Consider the following 16,426-nt stretch of genomic DNA (forward strand, 5'->3'; position numbering starts at 1 on the left):
CAGGCCCCGTGGATCGGCGGACGGACCATGGGCCAGCCGTGGTTAAAGGGCCGTTAAAGACAGGAAATGCATAGTAAAAGGGCGCCGCGACCGTGATCGCGACGCCCTTTGACAGCTCAGAGCTTCAGACCTTAATGATCGGCCTTCTTCTCGGCGGCATCTGCAGCGTTTTCACCAGCCTCGCGGGTCGCATCAGCCTTGTTCTCCAGCGCGTCGGCTGCGTTTTCAGCAGCAGCTTCCGCGTTGCCGCTCAGATTGTCAGCCATGGCTTCCATGTTATCGGCCTGATTGTCGATGGCGTCCGCCTGATTCTCATACGCGTTCTCAACCTTGTTCTCCTGCTTGGAATCGCACGCTGCGAGCGCGATCAAGCTGGCAAGGCCAAGGACAGAGACGATGGTTTTCACGGCGTGTTCTCCTGTTACGCCCCCCTGGGGCTGACGTCGTTCGGCAAGGGCCGGAAATCCCGGAACCCTGACGCCCAACAACTGGTCGCACGCAGGATGGTTCCCGGCGCAGACTCCTTTCGTCGCAGAAATGATTATTTTTTGAGCGAATCGCGAATTTCCCGGAGCAGCATGACCTCTTCCGGAGTGGCGGCCGGTGCTTCCTCCGGCTTTGGCATCAGCCTGTTCACCGCCCTTACCAGCAGGAAAATGATGAAGGCGAGGATGAGGAAATTGACCAGCACGGTCAGAAATTCGCCCCAGCCGAACATCGCGACGCCTGCGGCCTTCAGATCGACATAGCTTTCCGGATTGCCCTTGAAGCCGGCGGGTATGTCGCCCAGCCGGATGAAGTAGCCGGAGAAGTCCGCGCCGCCGAACAGGAAGCCGACTACCGGCATGATCAGGTCGTCGGTCAGCGACCTTGTAATGGTGGCGAAAGCGCCGCCGATGATGACGCCGACAGCGAGGTCCATGACGTTGCCGCGGTTGATGAAAGCCTTGAATTCGGAAATCAGCCCCATGGAGAAACCCTTGCCCTGATTGCGATCATCTTAGCATGAGGCGTTGCGAACGCATCGACAACCACCTATTTCCGTCAGCGAAACAAAGCTTAAGGATGCTCCATGACGATCCTGCGCCGTCTTCATCTTTTCCTGCTGCCGCTGCTGGGGGCCTTCGCCCTTTCCGCGTGCGGCATAAACAGCGTTCCTGCCGCCGAGGAAGTCGCCAAGGCCAAATGGGCCGACGTGCAGGCGCAGTATCAGCGCCGCGCGAACCTGATCGGCAATCTGGTGGCGACGGTGAAAGCCGCGGGCAAGCAGGAGCAGGACACGCTCGTCCGGGTGACGGAGGCCCGTGCCAAGGCGACATCGGTGCAGGTGAATGCGGAGGATCTTTCCGATCCTGCCAAGGTGCAGCAGTTCCAGCAGGCGCAGGCGCAATTAAGCCAGGGGCTCGGCCGCTTGCTCGCTTCGGTCGAGGCTTATCCCGACCTCAAGACCAACCAGAATTTCCTCGACCTGCAATCGCAGCTGGAAGGGACGGAGAACCGCATCGCCGTCTCCATCCGCGACTATAATGAAGCGGTGCGCGCTTATAATACTCGCATCCGCACCTTCCCCGACGCGATCGGCGCCAAGATCATCCACGGGGCCAAGCCGATGACGCCATTCCAGGCAACCACACCGGGCGCCGAGGAAGCGCCGAAGGTCGACTTCGGCAACTGATCGCCATGCTCCGCCGCCTGCTCCTGATCCTTGCGCTGCTGGTCTTCATTCCAGTGGCGCAGGCCCAGACATTCCCTAAGCTGACCGGACGGGTGGTGGACGGCGCGAACCTGCTCTCGCAGGCCCAGGAACAGGCGCTGAGCGACAAGCTCGCCGCGCTGGAAACACAGAGCGGGCGGCAGCTGGTTGTCGCGACCCTGCCCGACCTGCAGGGCTATGACATATCCGATTATGGCTACCGCCTTCTTCGCGCCTGGGGCATCGGCAGCAAGGAGCGCAACGACGGCGCGATCCTGATCGTGGCGCCCAATGAGCGGAAGGTCAGGATAGAGGTAGGCTATGGCCTGGAGGGCATACTGACCGATGCCCTTTCCTCTCAGATCATCCGCAACAGCATCACGCCGCGCTTCAAGGCCGGCGACATGGCGGGCGGCATCGATGCCGGATCGGATGCTCTCATCACGCTGCTCAACCTCCCGCCCGACGAAGCGCGCGCGCGCGCCGTTGCCGCAGAGGAGGAGCAGCGCGCTGCCAGCGATGACGGCGGTTCGGTCATGCTGATCTTCTGGCTGTTCATCGGCTTGTTCGTGATCCTGCCGATGATCTTCGGCCGGCGCGGCGGACGACGTTATCGTGGCGGCGCGGGACCCGTCATCATCTGGGGACCCGGGAGCGGCGGTTCGGGATGGGGGTCCGGCGGAGGCTGGGGCGGCGGCGGCTTCTCCGGCGGCGGCGGTAGCGGCGGGGGCGGCGGCGCCTCCGGAAGCTGGTGATGCGCATGCACTTCAACCAGGCCGATCATGATCGGGTCACAGCAGCGGTTGCGGAAGCGGAGAAGGAAACGAGTGGGGAGATCGTCACCATTGTCGCCCACCGATCCGACCCCTATCATGACGCGGGGCTGCATTGGGCGATCGGCGTCGTCTTCCTCGCGCTCTCCGCCGCAGCAGCCTTTCCCCACTATTTCCGCGCGCTCTGTGCCTGGCTGCTGCAAAGCTGGGAGCATGAGATTGAGGATTGGAAGCTGCTGACGCTGCTTCTTGGTCTGTTGATCCTCAAATTTCTGATCGTCCGCTATGCGCTGGCATGGATGCCCTTGCGCATGGCGCTGACCCCCAAGGGAACGAAAGCGCGCCGCGTAAGGCGACGGGCGATCACCCTGTTCCGCGCCGTCGCGCAGGGCCGCACCCGCGCCCTGACCGGCGTGCTCATCTATCTGTCGCTCGACGAGCATCGCGCCGAAATCGTCGCCGACGCCGCGATCAACGAGAAGGTGACGCCCGAAGTCTGGGGCGAGGCAATGGCAGCGCTGATCGACGGCGTTCGGGAGGGTCGGGCAGCAGACGGCATGGCCGAGGCGGTTCGGCAGGTTGGTGCCGTGCTGGCGCAGCATTTCCCCGCCACGGGCGACAACCCCAATGAACTGCCCGACAGGCTGATCGAACTATGAGTGACCATGACGCCGACTCTCCTGAAGAAACCATGTGGGAGGGCCGCTTCATTACCGCGAAGCGGCGGGGCCGCTGGGAATATGTCAGCCGATCGCGCGGCATCCACGCTGCCGTCATCCTGGCGATCGAAGATGCTGCGGATGGCCGCCATGTCCTTCTGGTCGAACAATATCGCGTGCCGCTGCGCCGCCGCTGCATCGAACTCCCAGCAGGGCTTGTCGGCGACCATGAAGAGGGCGAGGAAGCCATGCTGGCGGCGAGCCGGGAACTGGAAGAGGAAACCGGCTATCGCGCCGGCCATATGGAATCGCTCGGCGATTTCCACAGCTCACCCGGCATGGTGTCGGAAAGCTTCTCCCTCTTCCGCGCCCATGATCTGCGAAAAACCGGCGAAGGCGGCGGCGTGGATGGCGAGGACATCCGCGTTCATCGCGTGCCGCTGGCCTCGCTGTCGCAGCAGGTGGGCGCTTGGCGGGCGGCGGGCTTCGCGATCGACGTGAAGCTGCTGTTGCTGTTGGGTGCGGGAATGGTGGGGTAGAGAAGCCACCCTCCTGACCCTCGTCCCAGCTTCCGCGTGGACGACGCCACTATTTCACCCGATACCATCCCGCCACGCGATCCAGCGCCAGGGTCAGCACCAGCTTGCCCGCACGACTCGGCCATCCCAGCGCCTTTTCCGCCGCGATCAAGCCTTCGCCCGCGCAGACGACCCGCCACAAAATGTCGGCCAGCCCCGGCCCTGCCGCGCGGAGCGCCCCGTCCAAACGCTCCCGCGCGGAAAGCTGGGCATGTGTCGGATCGGCCTTCAGCCCGCTTCCCTTTTGTGACGGCGCGGCGTCCCAGCGCATCGTGACGCGTGCGCCAAGGCCCGCCCTCTCCCAGTCCGCCCTCAGCAAATCGCCCGCGACATAATGGCGCTGCGACACATGACCACGAGCATGCAGCCAAGCCAGGGGCGATTCGCCGATATTGACCGCCACCTTCTGCATCCGCCCGAACGGGTCTTCCACAAGCTGCTCGACAAATTGCGCTGCCATTGCGACCTCCTTAACTTGATCCGCCAAAGAAGGCCTTGCCATGCCGCGCCGATTGTAGGAAAGCAGAAAAACCAAATAGGTAAAATCAGGAAGCTATATGATCACCCGCATCCGGGAGGTACGCAAAGCCAAGGGCCTTACATTGGAGCAGGTGGGCGCCCTGTGTGATCCACCTACAACGGCACAGACCATCGGACGCCTGGAAACCGGCACCCGAACCGTTTCGGTCAACTGGCTCAACCGTATCGCCAAGGCGCTCGGCGTTTCCTCATCGGAACTGGTAGCGCTGCCAGGACAAAGCGTGGTCCCTGTCGCAGCGCTGCTGGGGCCGGAGGGCGCACGCGCGCCGACCCGCCCCCTTTCGCTGCCGCCGCCAGCACCGGCCGACGCGATGGTGGGCGTTCAAGTGTCCGGCAGTATCGGCGATTACCGCAGCGGTGACGAAATCTGGTGCCGCCGCATCACGCCGGATGAATTTGCGAGCGTGATCAATCGCGACCTGCTGCTGCCCCGTCATGCAGGCCGCTTCCTGTTCGGGCGGCTGATCGGTCGGGAGGACGACCGCCTGCATGTTCTTCCGCTCGGGATCGGCACGCGACAGCAGGTGATCACAGACCCACCCTGGGCCGCCGTAGCGGTTCAACTGGTGAGACGGCTGTAGCCAAACGGGCGCTTCATCCTTAACCCGGAAGAAACCATGACGCTGTAGGAAGATGGCATGACGCTGAACGTCCTGATGCTTTCCACCCTGTTTCCGGACATGAGCCGCCCGAATTTCGGCGTTTTCGTGGAGCGGCAAGCGCGGGAGCTGGCGAGCCGGGAAGGCGTCAGGGTAACGGTGGTCGCTCCGCTTGGCGTTCCCCCATGGCCGCTGTCCGCAACCAAACGCTATGCGGCGCTTCGCGCCCTGCCGCGCAAGGAACGATGGCAGGACCTCACCGTCTATCGACCCACCTTTCCGATCATCCCCAAATTCGGCGGGCGTCTCAATGTCGGCAGCATGACGCGGGCGATCCTCCCGCTCGTCAGGCAACTGCATCAGCAGCAGCCATTCGACGTCATCGACGCCAGCTTCTTCTTCCCCGATGGCCCCGTGGCGCAGCGGCTCTCCCGCGCGCTGGGCATCCCCTATTCGGTCAAGGCGCGAGGCGCGGACATTCATTATTGGGGCGCCCGCAACGACACCCGCAAAATGGTCAAGCGCGCCGCGGATGATGCCGTCGGCCTGCTCGCCGTGTCGGGTGCGATGCGCCGGTCGATGACGCGCATGGGCATCGATGAGGAAAAGATACGCGTCCATTATACCGGTGTCGATCTCGACCGGTTCGAGATCGCGGATCGAGCGGCCGCGAAGGAGGCCTTGGGTTTCGAAGGGCCGGTCGTCCTTTGTGTCGGCGCGCTCATTCCGCGCAAGGGGCAGGACCTGCTGGTCCAGGCCCTGCCGCTGCTGCCGGGCGTGACGCTGCTATTTGCGGGACAGGGTCAGTATCGCCGCGCGCTGGAGAAGCTGGCGGCCGACCTCGGCGTCGACCGCCGCATCGGCTTCCTGGGCTCGGTTCCGCACGACCGCCTGCCCCGCATCTACGCTGCCGCTGACGTCATGGCCCTGCCCTCCTCCTCGGAGGGGCTCGCCAATGCTTGGGTGGAGGCGCTGGCCTGCGGCACGCCGATCGTCATCACCGACGTGGGCGGTGCGCGGGAACTGCTCGACAGGCCCGAGGCGGGACAGATCGTCGCCCGCGAGCCTGAAGCGATCGCCGCCGCCATCAGCGACATCCTCATCAATCCGCCGGATCGCGAAGCAGTGCGCGAAACCGCGCTACGCTTCACCTGGGCCACCAATGGCGATACGCTGGTGGAGCATCTGCACGGCATAGCCGCCAAGGGAGCTGGCTAGCTGTCCCAATAGGCCACCAGCCGCGCCTTGCGGTTGCTGGTGGGAAAGCGGCCCTCGTCGAACGGCACCTCGCCCCAGCGCCAAGGGGTCAACTCAGCATAGGCAGGGTTGGAGATCGGCGCGTGCCTTCTGAGGTTCAGCAGGCGCCTATCCTCATTGTAATAAGCCGTCAGTCGCGCATGCTCGCGATAAATTTCCGCCGGCCGTTCATAATGAAAGGCGTCGCCCCAGCCCATGGCGCGGGCGATCTGCGTCACGATCCACCAATCGGGCCTCGCCTCTCCGGCCAGCGGCAAAAGGTGCCGCTGGCGGCTGATGAGACGGTCCGTGCTGGTGAGCGTGCCATCCTTTTCTATCCACGGCGGCGACGGCAGCGCAATTAGTCGGCCTGTCTTCAGTTCCGGCTCGATCCAGGGAGTGGAGAGGATCGCCAGCGGAATGCGGTCAAGCAGGCCGCGCAGCCGATCGGCGGCGGAGGACAGACCGCCCAGCATCAGCATGGCTTTGATGCGCCCACCGGCCACCGCCTCGGTCAGCGCCTCACCCGACAGCCCAGCGCCGCTCACCAAGGCAGGCGCGCCCCAGAAGCGCGCAACATGGGCGGCCCCCGTGCCACAGAAGTCGCGATGCGCCGAAAGCTCGGCCGCCCCGCAACCAACCTCCCGCGCGCCCATGCTGTTGGGAGCGCCGGCGATGGCGAAGGGCGCAGCGCCGGGCTTGCCGACCTGCCCGGTGGCAAGATGCAGGTTGAGGATCGTGCCAGCGAGCCGCACCCCGACATCGCCGGACGCGTCGCTGTCGGGGCTGAACAGCGTCACCAGCCGGCCACTCCCCAGCACCATCTCATAAAGGCTGCGCAATGGTCCTGCATCGAGCCCGCAAAGGCGCGCTACCGACCAAAGGTCATGGCCTCGCTTCAAGCCGGCCCAGAAATCGGGCGGGATGATCAGGCTGCTCGCGATTAACGACTCGTCCAGCGAGCCGCTATCATGAGCATGCAGCAGCAGTCCGGAGAAGAACGCGGCTTCCGAACCCGGGGCGATGGCGACGCGCAGATCGGCATCGATGTCTCCCCCCTCCTCACCGCGCGCAATCAGGACCAGTCGGCTGCCCTGTCCCGCCCGCGCGGCCTTTATGCGCTCATGCAGGATGGGGTGACGGTGAAGCGTTGCAGCGCCCACGACCAGCAACAGGTCGGCCTGCTCCACATCCTCCATCGCGGCGGGCATGACATCTTCACCGAAGGCGGCGCGTTGCGCGGCGGCTACCCCGTCCGTCTCGATGCCGGGCGCGTCGATATGGGCAGAGCCGACAAAGCCCTTCATCAGCTTGTTGGCGACATAATAATCCTCGGTCAGGAGATCGCCGGCAACGTGCAGCGCCACGCTTTCACCGCCATGGCACGCGATGATGTGGGACAGACGCCGCGCCGCGTGAGAAATCGCCCGCGGCCAGCCGACCGGACGTCCATTGATCATTGGCTGCAGCAAGCGGTCGTCCAGCTTCAGTTGCTCGGTCAAGGCGGTGCTTTTCGGGCACAGCCGGCCGCTATTGACGGGATGCGCCGGGTCGCCTGCTATCGATACTTCGCGCGCCTCCCCCACCACGGCGCGAACGCCGCATCCCAGGCTGCACTGACCACAAAGCGAACGGATTACGGGCATGGATCAGGTTGCGACTCTGATCATGTCCTGAAAGCTCGGCACAACTAAGATGGGATCGCAGATCATCTCGCCGCCTTAGCTGATGGTGAGGCGAGACAAAAGTATGGTGCAATGGCAGAAGCAGCGGATGAAGCCGATTCTCCGCGCGCTCGCGCTCGTCGCTATATTCCTCCATATATCGGATACGCCCGCCATGGCAGCCCAGCGGGGACCGCTGGTCCTGGCCGCCGCGAGCATGCAGGAGGCGATGAACGCAGCCGCAGACGCCTGGGCAGCGCAGCGCCATGTCCGGCCGGTCCTCTCCTTTTCCGCATCCTCGGCTCTCGCCCGCCAGATCAGGGCCGGCGCCCCAGCGGACCTGTTCGTCTCGGCGGATGAGGATTGGATGGACGAGGTTGAGAAGGCGGGATTGGTCGCGCGCGGCACCCGCGCCGACGTGGCGGGAAACCAGTTGGTGCTGATCGCACCCGCGCGCTCCTCGCTGCGGTTGAGGATCGGACCCCGCATGCCGATCGCCCGCGCGCTCGGCACCTCGCGCCTTGCCATCGCCAATCCGGACAGCGTGCCGGCGGGCAAATATGGGAAGACGGCGCTGACCCGGCTGGGCGTCTGGCCGCAAGTAGCCGACCGGTTGGCCCGCGGAGACAATGTCCGATCCGCCATGGCCCTGGTGGAACGTGGCGAGGCGCCGCTCGGCATCGTCTACGCGACCGATGCCCGTGCTTCGCCGAAAGTGCGCGTCTTGGGCGTATTCCCGGCCAGCAGTCACGAGCCGATCCGCTATCCGTTGGCGAGGCTGACCGGCAGCCGCCATCCAGAAGCAGAGGGCTTTCGCCGCTTCCTACTGTCAGGTCGGGGCCGACAGATCCTTGCGCGCTATGGCTTCAGCAAGCCCTAGCGCCGGGGATCGCATCGGCGCGGCTCGCTTATTTCTGACAAGCGACGATCGCGTCGATCACCGACAGTGTCTCCTGCGGATCGCGTACCCGCACCGTATCGAGGCCCAGCGTCTTGGCCGGATAGTCGTTGCCGCCGGGGAAGATCGCGTCACCGATGAACAGCATCGCCTCCAACGCGATCCCGCTGGCGTCGCGCAGCTTCTGAAGCCCATAGGCCTTGTCCACCCCCTCCCGCGTGATGTCGATGGAAGTCGCGCCACCCATGTTGATCGACAAACCGGGCAGCCGCGTGCGCAGGTCCGCTTGGATCACCTTGCGCTTGGCAAAATCGGGGTCCCACACTTCCTTGGCATGGATCGGCGCCTGCTGGCCGAGCGCCGAGAAGGTGATCTGGCTCCCACGATCCTCGATCCGCTCGCCCCAGGTTTCTTCCGGAACAAAGCCGGTCGCCTCCAGCGACGCGTCGAATGCAGCGAAAATGGCCTGCTTCTGCGCGTCATCGAACAGTTCGGCATAGACCGGCGTCCAGCCGGCCCCTCCATGGGTGAACAGCTTGGTGCCGGTGGTCGGCATCAGCCACAGGCGCGAAAGGTCCGCGCGCGCCGGCAATCGGCTCGCGACCTGCTTGTCGAACTGCGGCCAGTCCCCGCCGGAGATCACCGCGACGTGCGCCACCGCCAGCAGGTTTGCCAGCGCCTCCCCCATGGCCTCGCCCAGCGGCTGCTTGCTTTCCGCCAGCGTGCCATCAAGGTCGAACGCGATCAGCTCTTTCATTTAACGGGCTCCGGACAGGGTACTCGAACGGCATTGCCTTGTGCATCAACGGGATGCAACCGCGATGACGCCGCTTTGCAATTGACCGCAATCGCGAAGCTGGACGAAAGAGGCGGATGATGCCTGGCCTCTCCCCCGAAGAATGGACGATCCTGTTGCTCTCGCTGAAGGTCAGCCTGGTGGCGGTCGCCGCCATGCTGCCGGTGGCGTTCGCCTTCGCCTGGCTGCTGGCGCGCGTCCGCTTCCCGGGCAAGCTGCTGATCGACGCCTTCGTCCATCTGCCGCTTGTCGTTCCCCCGGTGGTGACAGGATGGCTGCTGCTCATCCTGTTCGGCCAGAACGGCCCCGTCGGGGGCTGGCTGGAGCGAACGATCGGCCTCAGCTTCATGTTCCGCTGGACCGGCGCCGCGCTCGCCTCCGCGATCATGGCGATGCCGCTGATGGTGCGCGCGATGCGCCTCTCGATCGAAGGGATCGACCTGCGGCTGGAGGGCGCCGCCCGCACGCTTGGCGCAGGCCGCTGGCGCGTCTTTCTCACCATCTCGCTGCCGCTCTGCCTGCCCGGCGTCATGGCAGGTCTGGTGCTCGGCTTTGCGCGTTCTATCGGTGAGTTCGGCGCGACGATCACCTTCGTCTCCGACGTTCCGGGCGAAACGCGCACCCTGCCCATCGCCATCTATTCTGCGCTGCAACTGCCCGGCGCGGAAGTCGCCGTCACCCGGCTGGCCATCATCTCCATCCTTCTCTCCCTTGCCGCCCTGGTGGCGTCGGAGGCCCTCGCCCGGCGCGCGAGCGGCGGCAGGACCAACCATGTCCTTTGACATCGACATAGACCATCGCGTCGGCGACAGGCGCATCATCCTCCAGGCGCGGACCGGTCCCGGCCTGGTCGCCCTTTTTGGCACATCGGGCGTGGGCAAGACCAGCATCCTCAACATGGTGGCCGGGCTGATCGCGCCGGGGCGCGGCAGGATCGATGTCGACGGCGAATTGCTGTTCGACAGTGAGGCGGGCATCGACCTGCCCCCCGCGCGGCGCCGCGCGGGCTATATATTCCAGGATGGCCGGCTGTTCCCGCACATGCGGGTGCGCGCAAATCTCCTCTATGGCCGCCATGGCGAGCCGCCCCTGCCCTTTGCCGCCGTGCTCGACTTTCTCGGCATCGGCCATCTGCTCGACCGCTGGCCCTCCACCCTTTCCGGCGGCGAAGCGCAGCGGGTGGCGATCGGCCGCGCCCTTCTGTCCGGCCCCCGCTTCCTGTTGATGGACGAGCCCCTCTCGTCCCTCGACCCCGCGCGGCGCGAGGAAATCCTGCCGGTGATCGAGCGGATGAAGCGCGATCTCGCCATGCCGATCCTCTATGTCAGCCACGACCGAGCGGAGGTCGAGCGGCTCGCCGATCACATCATCTCGATGTGACCACCGGTAGTGGCAGCCCGACCGCTGCCAGCGCCCGATGCAGATAAGCAGTAAAAGCTCGCTGCCGTACTGGCCCGCGTGCGCGCAGCCACGCCAGCGCCACCACCGCTCGCCATTGCGGTTCAAGCGACAGCGGCTCGCCCGCGCAACGTCTATAATGAGTCATATAGCGCCGCGCAGCCCAGTCGCGCGCGTGGTTGGTGAGCCAATCCTGCGGCCCCTCGCCGAAGCGGAGCAGCATCTCGCTACGCAGCACATCGGCCGTCGCTGCCCCATGCGCCGCCTTGGACCAGTCGATCGCTATGGGCCCCTCGGCCGACAGCAGGATATTGCTGATATGGAAGTCCCCGTGCAGCAGGCTTTCGCCCTCCGGCAACTCCTGCAGCAAAGCGAGAGCGGCATCCTGCACCACCGGCTCGGCCGGACCATAGCTGATATCGGTCGCCAGCACCTGCTTCAAGGAGCGCAGGCTTGGCGCGGCGCAGCCGTGGATTTGGCGGTGCAGCAGCGCCATGTCGCGCAATAGGGCGTCGCTTTGCAGCGGCCGCGCGCGCATCTGGCGCATGAGTGTCGGCCCTTGCACTTCTGGATAGAGGATCGCGCGCGCGCCTTCGATCATGTCCTCACGCAAGGGGCGAGCCGTGGGGACGCCGCCCTCCGCCGCCAGCGTCGCGGCGGTGAACTCCCGGGCGATCATCTCATCGGAGACGGCCGCGTGGAAGATCTTGACCACGCGCTCCCCCGGGAGCCGGCAAACACGCGAGCTCGCGCCGGACGCGAGAGGGATCAATTCCGCGCTCAACACCGACCGCCGTACGGCTCAGCGTATCGCTGTGCGTGGCGGGGTCCGGTCATGAACGAGCCGTGGCTCGCGCTTCTGCGACCGAGGCACCTCACGCCGGGTCAGCCGCTCCGCCGCGTTGCGCACCAGCATCTCCAGTCCCTCGTCGCTCAGCAGCCCACCCCGAATGAGGCAGCGGTCGATCAGCACCCGCCGGAACGCCGAATAAAGCGCCATGTCGGGCGCGCCCGGTGCCGGCCAGAACTCATCCAGCGACCGCTTGTGGACGACGCCCGGCACCTTGTAGACGGCGTGCCCCAGCACCACGACCGGCTTGCCCGCGTTCAGCGCCAGCGTGCCCACCGTGCTGTTCACCGTGACGACGCCGAGCGACTTGCCCACGACTTCCCCTATGTCCCAGTCGGCGAGGTAGAAGACACGATCTGACACCCCATATTGTGCAGCGAGCCGGCGCGTCAGCCGCCCCCAGCCGACCAGGCCGGGGTCCAGCGGGTGGCGCTTCACCACCAGCGCGGTGTTCGCCGGAGCATGGGCCGCGAAGCTCTTGATGACGAAGCGCAGCGCCGCGCGCATGTTGCCGAACGGCGAATGGACACGGATCTGGTAATCGGAGTCCAGCTGAAGCGGCAGGGTGAAATAGGGCCGGTCCTTGACCTTGCCCCATTCCTCACGCGACCTGCGGCGCTCGACCTTGCGCAGGTTCAGCTTCTTGAACCAGCCCACCGTCTCCCAGAGAAAGCTGTTCGGCCGATGCGTGCGGTAGAAGGGGAAGGCCGGGCGCAGCAGGGCCGATGCCATGCCGTTGCGGCCGGTGTTCAGCGCGCGCTGGCGGAAGGTGGAGGGAATTTGCGGCTCGCGCGTGCCTTCCTCTTCCGAGGAAAGCGCCTTCGCCTGTTCCAGATACCAGTCGGGGTCGAGTGGCAGGGTGGAATTCCCGTTCACCCCGTCCTCCTGCAAGGTCAGGAAGTCGGGGCGAATATAGCCCTCCTCCACCACATGCACGCGCAGGTTGCGCAACCGCGCCATCTTGTGCGCGGACGCGTGATAAGGGCGGCAATCGCCGTACAGGATCAAGTCGGTCACGCCGTGGTTGACGATGAAATCGTCGAAGAAGAGCGGCCAGTTTTTGAAGGTGCCCCGATAGTCGGTCGCGCCCTCGCCCGGCCAGTCGATCTTGTCGCCGCCATTGATGTTGATGCGCAATGCCACATGACCGCGTTCTCGCAGCGCATCGGCCAGCATCGCGAAATAGGGGCCATGGGGTCCCTGGAGAAAAAGGAAAGTTCTGGCCGCCGCGTCAACCATGCAAATACTCAGCAGACAAGGTCATAAATCGCTGCAACTTTCCCTGTAAAGTCCGCATCCGGCTTAGCCATGACCCTGACGACGGCGCCCCGCTCGCCAAACGTTCGACCATCACTTCTGGTCCGCAAGGCAAGCGCGTCACCGGGTCAAGATATCTTGGATAGAGAATCAAGGCTCCCGCGACAAGCTGATCCAGCGTCAGCACGCGGCCCCTGCGATGAGTGGACGGCGCCAGATCGCGGGTCAGTCCCCAGCCGGCATAGAAGGGCATGCCATGCACCGTCACCGGGCGGCCGCGCATCAGCGCCTCGAACCCGGTGAGGGAGGAAAGGACGTGGACTTCATCGACCGCCTGCACCAGCGCCATCAGCGGCGATCCGGTGTCGATCGCGTCGGCGTGGTCGAGGATTGCCGTGTCGCTCAGATGCCCTCGGCGCAGGCCTGCCTGAACGTCCGGATGAGGGCGATAGATGATATGGGCGTCCGGCTCCGCAACCCGCACCCGCCTCAAAAGGTCAAGATTGCCCGCGCAACCTGCCCCGCCGAAGGCGACCGAGAGATCATCCTCGACCTGACCGATCGCGAGCACCGTGCGGCACTCGGCCGGCAGATCGATCATTCGCCCGGTGTCCGTTCCATATTTGGTTACACCCGACGCGCGTATGAGCGCACGCAGGCGAGCAGCGCGCTGCTCCAGCTCAGCCGAGAAATCATGGGTGGCCAGCAATGTTTCGAGATCGCTGGGGAAGCGGGCGTCATAATAGATGCCCGACCGGTCGATGACAACGGACCCAGGCGGATGCAGCGCCGCGCCCAGCCCCTTGGAGCGCAGGAAGCCATCCTCCACCTTGGCGACGGGCACGCCCTCCTGTCGTGCTCGTTCCATGTCAGCCTGCGCTACACGGGATGGCCAAACAGCTAGCGTGCCGCCCGTCTTCCCGGCCAGCCGCAAGCCCCGCTCAGCGGACAGCAAGGGCGGAGAGCCCAGCCCATCCCACAAAAAGCGGCGGATCGCATCGCGCTTCCAGAAGGCCATGCCGCTCGCCGCGGCAATGCCGCGATTGCCTTCGAAATAGCGGCGCCAGTCAGCCAGTTGCGTGACCGCTTGTTCCGCGCCGATGGGCCTGCCGCTGAAGCAATCCCGATAGTTGGCCGCCGCGATCGCCCGGCGCGCGTTGTCCCGCAGGATATGGGGCGCGATCGGCTGCAAATCGGCCCCCAGGACCGGAATGCCCAGCAATCCCGCGATAATCGCCAGTTCATCCTCCGGCTCGGCATGCACCGATCGGGCGGCGGCAATGATTGCCCACGGATCGCAGGGTGACGGTAGCAATCGGCCCGACACCCCGCTCCGTCGCACATTCGCGCCGCGGACTATGCCAATCTCATCGCGCGACAGCCCTTCAAGCAGCGGCTGCGGCACGGCGACACCCTCGCGTACGACCAGAGTCACGCTCTCCGGCCGATGCCCCCAGAAGGAGGAGCCGACGCGCGCCATGGCAACCATGTCGAGCAGTTTGTCAGAAACTGGCGCGTGCGCCTCACCACCCGCCACACTCACCGCAGCGGTGGCAGGTGCGATGCCCGGAAATGGCGGAGAGCGCAGAAATGGTAGCGCAGTCATGAAAAGCCGTCCCCGCCCCTTCGCCCAATCAGCCTGCAACGCAGAGAAGGGCGCGAAATCGCGGCCTTTCAGCGGCTTCCATGATCGTCCGGAACACAGACGTCAAGCAGGTGCCATCGCCGTCATCTCGTCAAGCATGCCCACGACGATATCGAAATAGGCGCCCCAGGTCGGCGGACGCCATTGCGCGATCCGTGCCAGTTGCGCTTCCCGCTGCGGCGAATCCGGCTGGCTATAGGCTTCGACCGTGCGCAGCCATCCGAGGCCATCGAGCGGATCGAGATAGTCAGGCGCTTGCCCCCCGACCTCGCGATGGGCGACGATGTCGCTGCAGATCACCGGCACGCCGGCCGACAATGTCTCGATCACCGGCATGCCATAGCCTTCCTCGAAAGACGGCATCAGCATCGCGCGGGCGCCCGCCACCAGCGCGTTCATCTCATTGTCGGGTACGCTGCCCGCTTCGATCACATGACCGCGCAGGATTTCCGCGCGCTCCAGCATGTCGACCACATTCTCATTTTCCCACCCGCGCCTACCGACGAGAACCAGCACGGGGGCCTTATCGCCCAGCCTCTCGACCAGCCGCCGCCAGACATTCAGCAGCAGCAGGTGGTTTTTTCGCGGCTCGATGGTGGAGATATAGACGAAATAGGGCCGCTCCGGCACCGCATGATTGCCGGTGACCACCATGTCGGGCGCGTCCGCACCGAAATGCGCGACCCGGATCACCCGCCCGTCGAGCCCCCGCTCCAGATGCGGCGCAAGGGCATCAATGGTCGCCTGGCTGTTGCCGATGATGCCGTCGGCGAAGCGGTCGATCGTGCGCACCCGCTTCAGATGCTCCTCCGCCCCTTGCGGCCGGGCGAATTCCGGATGGGTAAGCGGGATGACATCATGCACCAGCGTCACGAAGCGTGCGCCCTCCGCCCGCAGGATCGCCTCGACCTGTTCGGCATCGTCCAGATGGTGGGGCGACACCTGCAGATAGATGCGCGGCCCCTGCGCCGCCGGCACGGGGCGCGGCCGCAGCGCGATCAGATGCTTGATCACCGCCGCCTTGCTCGCCCGCTCGTCCACCGGTTCGGTATTGCGCCAGCGCGCGGCGGTGAAGGCCAGGAACTGGCGCACCGCCGCGTCATTCAGCCGGCCATAATAGCCGCCCGCCGGATGAACCGCCGCAAAGGCGAGCCTGCCCGGGATCCGCTCCAGCAGTTCGCGGGCATAGACGAACTCAACCCTGTCGATCCCGGTCGGCGCGGCATGGAAGCTGCGGGAAAGCAGGCGCGAAACGTCGAGGATCACCTCGGCCGGATGCTCGCCGCCGCCCGCGAAGCGCCGGCTTTCCCGCTTCGAGCGCAAAGCAAGCCGCGCACCGGGCGCCTTGAATGGCTTCAGCGCCATGCGACATCCGTTCCAGACTGGAAAGCGTGCATCAGAACTGGGCGCGAATCTCGTCGGCCAGTGCCTGCAACTCGGCAGGATCGGCAAAATGGCCCTGCGCGTGCGCGACGAATGTGCGCGGCTGCCCTTCCCAGCGCGGCACGATGTGGAAATGCAAGTGGAAGACCGTCTGCCAGGCCGGGGTTCCGTTGAACTGCGCGACATGGATGCCGTCGGGATCGAGCGCCCTGCGCGTGGCGGTGGCGACCTTCTTCACCGTCGCCATCACCTGGGCCAGCGCCTCATCCTCGATCTCGAGGATGTTGCGCGCCTTGGACCATTTGGAGATGACCAGGCTGTGCCCCTTCGACTGCGGCTGGATATCGAGGAACGCATAGGTGTGCTCATCCTCGTAGAGTTTGGTCGAAGGGATTTTTCCCTGTAGAATGAGGGCAAAGACATTGCTCTCATCATAAGTTCCATCAAGGCTCATACC

Annotated in this window: 19 protein-coding genes; 9 read left to right on the forward strand and 10 right to left on the reverse strand. The window is 65.2% G+C overall.

The features are described 5' to 3' along the window. Positions 1–131: 131 nt before the first annotated feature. Complete coding sequence (locus L858_RS0101895) at positions 132–407, reverse strand: hypothetical protein (protein ID WP_022681455.1); 276 nt, start codon at positions 405–407, stop codon at positions 132–134. A 134-nt stretch (positions 408–541) separates the two neighbouring features. Continuing rightward, positions 542–970 carry a large conductance mechanosensitive channel protein MscL gene (gene mscL / locus L858_RS0101900; protein WP_022681456.1) on the reverse strand — a complete coding sequence of 143 codons (429 nt, stop codon included), beginning with the start codon at positions 968–970 and terminating at the stop codon, positions 542–544. A gap of 102 nt (positions 971–1,072) precedes the next feature. Here mscL and L858_RS0101905 point away from each other — a divergent pair, with 102 nt between their 5' ends. The 4 genes from L858_RS0101905 to L858_RS0101920 are packed head-to-tail and all read left to right on the forward strand — an operon-like array spanning position 1,073 to position 3,664. Next, a complete protein-coding gene (locus tag L858_RS0101905; RefSeq protein ID WP_022681457.1) occupies positions 1,073–1,675 on the forward strand; it encodes a LemA family protein in 603 nt (200 codons plus the stop codon). A gap of 5 nt (positions 1,676–1,680) precedes the next feature. Next, positions 1,681–2,448, forward strand: a complete 768-nt coding sequence (locus tag L858_RS0101910; protein WP_022681458.1) for a TPM domain-containing protein — start codon at positions 1,681–1,683, stop codon at positions 2,446–2,448. Continuing rightward, complete coding sequence (locus tag L858_RS0101915) at positions 2,448–3,125, forward strand: TPM domain-containing protein (protein WP_022681459.1); 678 nt, start codon at positions 2,448–2,450, stop codon at positions 3,123–3,125. The genes L858_RS0101910 and L858_RS0101915 overlap by 1 nt, the downstream gene beginning before the upstream one ends. Next, positions 3,122–3,664, forward strand: a complete 543-nt coding sequence (locus tag L858_RS0101920; protein ID WP_022681460.1) for an NUDIX hydrolase — start codon at positions 3,122–3,124, stop codon at positions 3,662–3,664. Before L858_RS0101915 ends, L858_RS0101920 begins: the two co-directional genes overlap by 4 nt. A 49-nt stretch (positions 3,665–3,713) precedes the next feature. Here the strand turns inward: L858_RS0101920 and L858_RS0101925 are convergent, their stop codons facing one another. Further along, on the reverse strand, positions 3,714–4,163 hold the full coding sequence (locus L858_RS0101925; RefSeq protein WP_022681461.1) for a DUF6456 domain-containing protein: 450 nt from the start codon (positions 4,161–4,163) through the stop codon (positions 3,714–3,716). Positions 4,164–4,260: 97 nt separating this feature from the next. On the opposite strand from L858_RS0101925, the gene L858_RS0101930 reads away from it, so the two are divergent. Both L858_RS0101930 and L858_RS0101935 read left to right on the forward strand, forming a co-directional pair. After that, complete coding sequence (locus tag L858_RS0101930) at positions 4,261–4,824, forward strand: helix-turn-helix domain-containing protein (RefSeq protein ID WP_022681462.1); 564 nt, start codon at positions 4,261–4,263, stop codon at positions 4,822–4,824. Positions 4,825–4,881: 57 nt separating this feature from the next. Next, positions 4,882–6,060: a glycosyltransferase gene (locus L858_RS0101935; RefSeq protein WP_022681463.1), complete on the forward strand. Its 1,179-nt coding sequence runs from the start codon at positions 4,882–4,884 to the stop codon at positions 6,058–6,060. Here the strand turns inward: L858_RS0101935 and L858_RS0101940 are convergent. Continuing rightward, positions 6,057–7,724 carry a molybdopterin oxidoreductase family protein gene (locus tag L858_RS0101940; protein ID WP_022681464.1) on the reverse strand — a complete coding sequence of 556 codons (1,668 nt, stop codon included), beginning with the start codon at positions 7,722–7,724 and terminating at the stop codon, positions 6,057–6,059. The genes L858_RS0101935 and L858_RS0101940 overlap by 4 nt on opposite strands. A 127-nt stretch (positions 7,725–7,851) precedes the next feature. Between L858_RS0101940 and modA the strand changes: the two genes are divergently transcribed. Next, positions 7,852–8,622, forward strand: a complete 771-nt coding sequence (modA, locus tag L858_RS0101945) for a molybdate ABC transporter substrate-binding protein (RefSeq protein ID WP_037504249.1) — start codon at positions 7,852–7,854, stop codon at positions 8,620–8,622. Between the two features lie 28 nt (positions 8,623–8,650). Here modA and L858_RS0101950 read toward each other — a convergent pair whose 3' ends face one another. Next, entirely contained in the window at positions 8,651–9,397 is a 747-nt protein-coding gene (locus L858_RS0101950; protein WP_022681466.1) for an HAD-IIB family hydrolase, read from the reverse strand. Positions 9,398–9,516: 119 nt separating this feature from the next. Between L858_RS0101950 and modB the strand changes: the two genes are divergently transcribed. After that, a complete protein-coding gene (gene modB / locus L858_RS0101955) occupies positions 9,517–10,218 on the forward strand; it encodes a molybdate ABC transporter permease subunit (protein ID WP_028055692.1) in 702 nt (233 codons plus the stop codon). After that, entirely contained in the window at positions 10,208–10,816 is a 609-nt protein-coding gene (locus L858_RS0101960) for an ATP-binding cassette domain-containing protein (RefSeq protein WP_022681468.1), read from the forward strand. Before modB ends, L858_RS0101960 begins: the two co-directional genes overlap by 11 nt. Here the strand turns inward: L858_RS0101960 and L858_RS0101965 are convergent. The 5 genes from L858_RS0101965 to L858_RS0101985 form a co-directional block, all read right to left on the reverse strand. After that, a complete protein-coding gene (locus L858_RS0101965; protein WP_028055693.1) occupies positions 10,803–11,621 on the reverse strand; it encodes a phosphotransferase family protein in 819 nt (272 codons plus the stop codon). The two genes, L858_RS0101960 and L858_RS0101965, sit on opposite strands and share 14 nt — an antisense overlap. A gap of 15 nt (positions 11,622–11,636) precedes the next feature. Then, positions 11,637–12,923 (reverse strand): capsule biosynthesis protein, encoded by a 1,287-nt coding sequence (locus tag L858_RS0101970; RefSeq protein WP_022681470.1) that lies wholly within the window; start codon positions 12,921–12,923, stop codon positions 11,637–11,639. Further along, entirely contained in the window at positions 12,916–14,547 is a 1,632-nt protein-coding gene (locus L858_RS0101975) for a capsular polysaccharide export protein, LipB/KpsS family (protein WP_022681471.1), read from the reverse strand. The genes L858_RS0101970 and L858_RS0101975 overlap by 8 nt, the downstream gene beginning before the upstream one ends. Before the next feature lie 102 nt (positions 14,548–14,649). Next, positions 14,650–15,951, reverse strand: a complete 1,302-nt coding sequence (locus tag L858_RS0101980; protein WP_022681472.1) for a glycosyltransferase family 4 protein — start codon at positions 15,949–15,951, stop codon at positions 14,650–14,652. Positions 15,952–15,982: 31 nt separating this feature from the next. Further along, positions 15,983–16,423: an HIT family protein gene (locus L858_RS0101985; RefSeq protein ID WP_022681473.1), complete on the reverse strand. Its 441-nt coding sequence runs from the start codon at positions 16,421–16,423 to the stop codon at positions 15,983–15,985. Between the last annotated feature and the right edge of the window lie 3 nt (positions 16,424–16,426).

Origin of the sequence: Sphingobium bisphenolivorans (genome assembly GCF_000412635.1) — a bacterium.
Taxonomy (GTDB): Bacteria; Pseudomonadota; Alphaproteobacteria; order Sphingomonadales; family Sphingomonadaceae; genus Sphingobium; species Sphingobium bisphenolivorans.